8 protein-coding genes and 1 pseudogene are annotated in these 4946 nt (G+C 69.7%); 5 read left to right on the top strand and 4 right to left on the bottom strand.

The window, feature by feature from the left end; all coding sequences use genetic code 11:
• A partial coding sequence (locus tag RMN86_RS10970; RefSeq protein ID WP_309605885.1) for a Bax inhibitor-1/YccA family protein occupies nt 1–672 on the bottom strand: 672 nt, incomplete at its 3' end.
• A gap of 148 nt (nt 673–820) precedes the next feature.
• Here RMN86_RS10970 and thpR point away from each other — a divergent pair.
• Entirely contained in the window at nt 821–1357 is a 537-nt protein-coding gene (gene thpR, locus RMN86_RS10965) for an RNA 2',3'-cyclic phosphodiesterase (protein WP_309605884.1), read from the top strand.
• Nucleotides 1358–1363: 6 nt separating this feature from the next.
• Here thpR and RMN86_RS10960 read toward each other — a convergent pair whose 3' ends face one another.
• Entirely contained in the window at nt 1364–1747 is a 384-nt protein-coding gene (locus RMN86_RS10960) for a DUF2237 domain-containing protein (RefSeq protein WP_309605883.1), read from the bottom strand.
• 58 nt (nt 1748–1805) lie between these two features.
• Between RMN86_RS10960 and RMN86_RS10955 the strand changes: the two genes are divergently transcribed.
• Both RMN86_RS10955 and RMN86_RS10950 read left to right on the top strand, forming a co-directional pair.
• A complete protein-coding gene (locus RMN86_RS10955; RefSeq protein ID WP_309605882.1) occupies nt 1806–2681 on the top strand; it encodes a CoA ester lyase in 876 nt (291 codons plus the stop codon).
• A 15-nt stretch (nt 2682–2696) separates the two neighbouring features.
• Nucleotides 2697–3311, top strand: coding sequence for a hypothetical protein (locus RMN86_RS10950; RefSeq protein ID WP_309605881.1), 615 nt, complete (start codon nt 2697–2699; stop codon nt 3309–3311).
• On the opposite strand, the gene RMN86_RS10945 is transcribed toward RMN86_RS10950, so the two are convergent.
• Both RMN86_RS10945 and RMN86_RS10940 read right to left on the bottom strand, forming a co-directional pair.
• A complete protein-coding gene (locus RMN86_RS10945; protein ID WP_309605880.1) occupies nt 3308–3727 on the bottom strand; it encodes an HIT domain-containing protein in 420 nt (139 codons plus the stop codon). The genes RMN86_RS10950 and RMN86_RS10945 overlap by 4 nt on opposite strands.
• Before the next feature lie 37 nt (nt 3728–3764).
• A complete protein-coding gene (locus tag RMN86_RS10940) occupies nt 3765–4178 on the bottom strand; it encodes a hypothetical protein (RefSeq protein ID WP_309605879.1) in 414 nt (137 codons plus the stop codon).
• A 233-nt stretch (nt 4179–4411) separates the two neighbouring features.
• Between RMN86_RS10940 and groES the strand changes: the two genes are divergently transcribed.
• Nucleotides 4412–4702 carry a co-chaperone GroES gene (groES, locus tag RMN86_RS10935; protein WP_309605878.1) on the top strand — a complete coding sequence of 97 codons (291 nt, stop codon included), beginning with the start codon at nt 4412–4414 and terminating at the stop codon, nt 4700–4702.
• 77 nt (nt 4703–4779) lie between these two features.
• A pseudogene (gene groEL / locus RMN86_RS10930) lies at nt 4780–4946 on the top strand (chaperonin GroEL); the annotation flags it as partial.

The raw sequence follows: 4946 nt of genomic DNA, 5'->3' as shown, positions 1-4946 counted from the left end.
GGTGGCCACGCCCATCGCCTGCTGGTCGCCGCCGAGCTGATAGTAGGTCATCTTCAGGCGCTGGGTGTCATAGGCGATCAGGCCGGCGAAGATGAACACGCCGACGACGCTGATGAGGAAGTTCATCGGCCCGGAGTGCAGGAACATGTTCACCACCGAGGCCAGCACCAAGCCGATCAGCCCGACCATCAGGAAGCTGCCGAAGCCGGTCATGTCGCGCTTGGTCGTATAACCGAACAGGCTGAGGCCGCCGAAGGCGGTGGCGGTGATCAGGAAGGTCGAGGCGATCGACCCGCCAGTATAGACCAGGGTCAGCACGCCCAGCGACGCGCCGATCAGGCTGACGATGGTCCAGTAGAGGATGCCCGACGACCGGGGCGTCGCGTTGCGGATCGCCGTCATGCCGAACAGCATCACCACGATCGGCGCGAAGGCGATCACATAGCCCAGGGGCTGCAGGCCGGCGAGGCGCCCGTCAGCGGTGATCCGATAGAGCAGCGCCTGGACGGGCGCCACCTGCCCGGTCACATAGGCCAGGGCGGCGGACAGCACGAGGCCCAGCGCCACCTTGTTGTAGACGCCTAGCATGAAGCTGCGCAGGCCCACGTCCACCGACATGTCGGCGCGATCCGCGGGGATCGTGCGCGCAAAGCCGCGGTTGAGGTCGCTCATTTGAGGCAAAGCCCTTGAGTTGATCGTCCGGATTGGACGCAGGTGAAATATCGGGTCGCCGCGTGGCGGAAGCAAGACCTTGTTGGTTAAGGTCCTGTCAGGGATTTGGCCGGTCTTTCGCGGCCGAAACCGAGCTAAGCTGTGCATCATGATCCGGCTCTTCGCAGCCCTTTCGATTCCCGAGGAGATCGGCCTGGCCCTGGCGCGGCGCCAGCACGGCGTCGAGGGCGCGCGCTGGCGCCCTCTCGACGCCCTGCACGTGACGCTGCGGTTCTTCGGGGAAATCCGCGAGGATCTCGCTCGCGACCTCGACGCCGAACTCTCGGGCCTGCGCGCCGCGCCGTTCGACATCGGGCTTGAAGGCGTCGGCGCGTTCGGGGAGGGGCCGGACATCCATGCGATCTGGGCCCGGGTGGCCGACAGCGCCCAGCTTGGCCGCCTGGCCAGGGCGTGTGAGACTGCCGCGCGCCGCGTGGGCCTCAAGGCCGACACCCGCCACTATCGGCCGCACGTGACGCTCGCCTATCTGCGCCGTCCCGACCCCGCCGAGGTCGCCGCCTGGATCCAGGCCAACAACCTTTTGAAATCACCGCCGATCCGCGTGGCGAGCTTCGGCCTCTATTCCAGCTTTCTCGGCGGCGGGCCGGCCCACTACCGGCTCGAGGCCAGCTACCCCCTGCGCTGAGCGCCGTCAGGCCTCCACCGCGTAGTCCTTGAGCACGCCCAGCGGCACGATCGCCAGGGTCTCCTCGTGGGTGGCTTCCAGCACCAGCTTCGGCGCGGCGCCGGCGTCCAGCGCCTCTTTCCAGCGCGGCGCGCACAGGCACCAGCGGTCGCCGGGCGTCAGGCCCGGGAAGCCGGCCTCCAGCATCGGCGTGGTCAGGTCGTTGCCGGCGGCGCGGCTGAACGCCAGGAACTCCGCGGTCATCACCGCGCAGACGGTGTGCAGGCCCACGTCCTCATGGCTGGTCTCGCAGCAGCCGTTGCGGAAGAAGCCGGTCATCGGCCGCAGCGAGCAGGACAAAAGCTCCCCGCCCAGGACATTGCGCGCGTCGGGGTCGTAGCGAGTGGTCATGATCCTACCCTAGACGTAATGATTGATGCACGCAGCAGGGAGCGCGACCTTGGAGACCATGCCCGACGCCCGCCCCCGGCGCAGCGCGCTCTACCTGCCGGGCGCCAACCCCCGCGCCATCGACAAGGCCAGGACCCTGGCCTGCGACGTGGTGATCCTGGACCTGGAGGACTCCGTGGGGCCGGAGGCGAAGGCCGAGGCGCGGGGCCTGGCGGCGGCCGCGGCGCGCGCCGGCGGCTTCGGCGCGCGCGAGCTGGTGATCCGGGTGAACGGCCTCGACACGCCCTGGGGCGCCGATGACCTGGCGGCCGTGGCGCGGGCGGGCGCCGAGGGGAACCTGGGCGCGGTGCTGGTCCCCAAGGCGGCCTCGCCGGGCGACCTGGCCGCCTATCGCCAGGCGCTGGGGCCGGTAACGCCGATATGGGCGATGATCGAAACCTGCGCGGCGATCTTCGCCCTGGACGCATTGGGCCACGCCTCCCGCGCCGAGGGCGTCGAGACCTGGGTGATCGGGGTCAATGACCTGATCAAGGAGATGCGCTGCCGGCCGGGCGCGGACCGCGCGCCGCTGCTGCCGGCCCTGGCGTCCGCCGTCATGGCCGCCCGGGCCCATGGCCTGGCCATCCTGGACGGGGTGTTCAACGACATTCCCGACCTCGCCGGCCTGGAGCGCGAATGCCGCCAGGGGGCGGACTTCGGCTTCGACGGCAAGAGCCTGATCCACCCGACCCACCTGGACATCGCCAACCGCGTCTTCGCCCCCGACGCCTTGGCGGTGGCCTGGGCGCGCACCGTCACCGCGGCTTTCGAGGCTCCGGAGGCCGCGGGCAAGGGGGTGCTCAAGGTCGAGGGCCGGATGGTCGAGCGGCTGCACCTGGACCAGGCGCGCCGGCTGCTTGCGGTGACCCGGGCCATCGCCGGGCGGGGGGCATGACGGTCGATGCGGGCCTTGGTCGCAACCCTGCTGTTGATCCTGGCCGCCGCGCGGTCGGCCGACGCCCAGCCCGCGCCGCCCGCCACCGCCTCCGTCGATGTCATCGGGACCCTGTTGCAGCCTCAGACCGCCCGGGACGAGGACGAGCCCGATACCGCCGGCCAGCCACGCGCCGCGCCTCGGCTCAGCGCGCCGGTCCGTGTGGATGAGACCGGCAAGACCCCGGACGCAGACCCGACCACTCGGGACGCGGCCTACGACACCCGCCTGCGCGCCTCGTTCGCTTCGGCCCAGGGATTTCAGGGGCCGCTGGACGGCGGCTGGACCCTGATGACCCCCGGTGGCAATGGCGGCGGCGGCGGCGATCTCTACGCCCTGCAGCTGGTGGATCGCGCCGACCGGCTGGAAGGCGTCTGGCGCGACCTGCGCCGCAAAGGGTCGCTGAACGGCTCGGGCCTGATCGACAACCTCCAGCGCCAGGGCCGGGAGCTGTCGCTTGGCTTCACGCCCGAGCCCGGCGCCACAGGTGTGGTCGCAACCCTCCACGCCGGCGACGACGGCCGCTGGACGGGCGAACTTGCCGAGGGCGGCAGCCGCCGCCCGGTGGTCCTGCGGCGAACCGGACCCTAAAGTCCCAGCGCGGCCCGCGCCGCGGCGATCGCCAGCGCCGCATCCGCCGGATCGTAGGGCCGGGCCGCGCCGACCCCCCACACCGGCGCGGGCCAGGCGTCGTCGTCGGTGCGGCGGCCGATGACATGGATGTGCAGCTGAGCGGTGACATTGCCGAGCTGGGCGATGTTGAGCTTGGCCGCCGGCCGGGCCATCGCCAGGGCCACCGCGCGCACGGCGGCGCCGGCGCGCAGGATCTCCGCCATCAGCTGCGTGCGCTCGGCCTCGCCCAGATCCTCCAGTTCCCGCGCCGACGCCAGGCGCGGGATCAGCACAAGCCAGGGAAAGCGGGCATCGGCCTGCAGGCGCACATGGCAAAGCGCCAGGTCGCCGACGGGCTCGGAGCTCTCTGGAAACGCCGGGTCGAGGAGGAACATGGCCCTGGCTCGCCCGGACGCGACGCTCCAGGCCCGGCTACTTCACCGGTACGCTGGCCATCTGGGTGCAGACCGCGGCGAACAGCGCCTGGTTCTCCGGCCCCTCGGCCTTCTTCGGCGTGTCCTCGCGCCAGGCGCCCTTGATGTTGAGCGGCGCGCTGGGCTTGTAGCCGCTCATCACGATCATGTTGTGCTTGGCGCAGTCCAGGGCCACGACCGAGCCCACGCCGTTCTCCTCGCCGGGACCGGCGGGGCCAATACTGGCGGAGGGCTTGGAGATCGCCTGCATCACCACCAGACGGCCGGTGGCGCGATCCTTGTAGCTGTAGTCGCTGTCATACGACCAGGCGAGGCCGCCGTCGGCATCGACATATTTGGTCCAGTGGGCGGCGTCGGCCGTGCCCGCGACGGACATGGCGATCAGGGCGGCAAGCGCCAGGGCGCGTCGCATGGGTGATATTCTCCGAATTGGTTCGTTCCTCGTCGCCGACCCTAGCCGCGCCCATCGGGCGCCTCCAGCACTTTCCGCGTTCCGCCGCCGATCGCCGCGCTTGACTCGTCCCCGACACCTTCCTACTTGCACCGCGTCGTTAGCACTCAAGAGCCGCGACTGCTAACACGCGGCCTTGCAGCGTCTGGCGCTGTCACAAAACCAACCGTCGTTCCGAACGGAGAAAGAATATCATGGCGTTTCGTCCCCTGGGAGACCGCGTCCTCATCAAGCGCGTCGAGGAAGAAGAAAAGACCAAGGGCGGGATCATCATTCCCGACACCGCCAAGGAAAAGCCCCAGGAGGGCGAAGTCGTCGCCGTCGGCCCCGGCGCGCGCGATGACACCGGCAAGATCCAGCCCCTCGACGTCAAGAAGGGCGACAAGATCCTGTTCGGCAAGTGGTCCGGCACCGAGGTCAAGCTCGACGGCGTGGACCTGCTGATCATGAAGGAAAGCGACATCCTGGGCGTGCTCGAAGCCTAAGCGCCAAGAACGCCAGGCCTGGGCCTTCCAGAGCTTTTCTCCCCCCCAGAATTTCATCAGAAAAGAGAGTTCCCAACATGGCTGCGAAAGACGTCTATTTCGCTTCCGACGCGCGCGACCGGATGCTGCGCGGCGTCAACATCCTGGCCAATGCGGTCAAGGTGACGCTCGGTCCCAAGGGCCGCAACGTGATCATCGAGAAGTCCTTCGGCGCCCCGCGCTCCACCAAGGACGGCGTGACGGT

Source organism: Phenylobacterium sp., from assembly GCF_031360265.1.
Classification (GTDB): domain Bacteria; phylum Pseudomonadota; class Alphaproteobacteria; order Caulobacterales; family Caulobacteraceae; genus Phenylobacterium.
The sequence above is the reverse complement of the archived record's forward strand: the minus strand, read 5'-3'. Positions and strand labels throughout refer to the sequence as shown.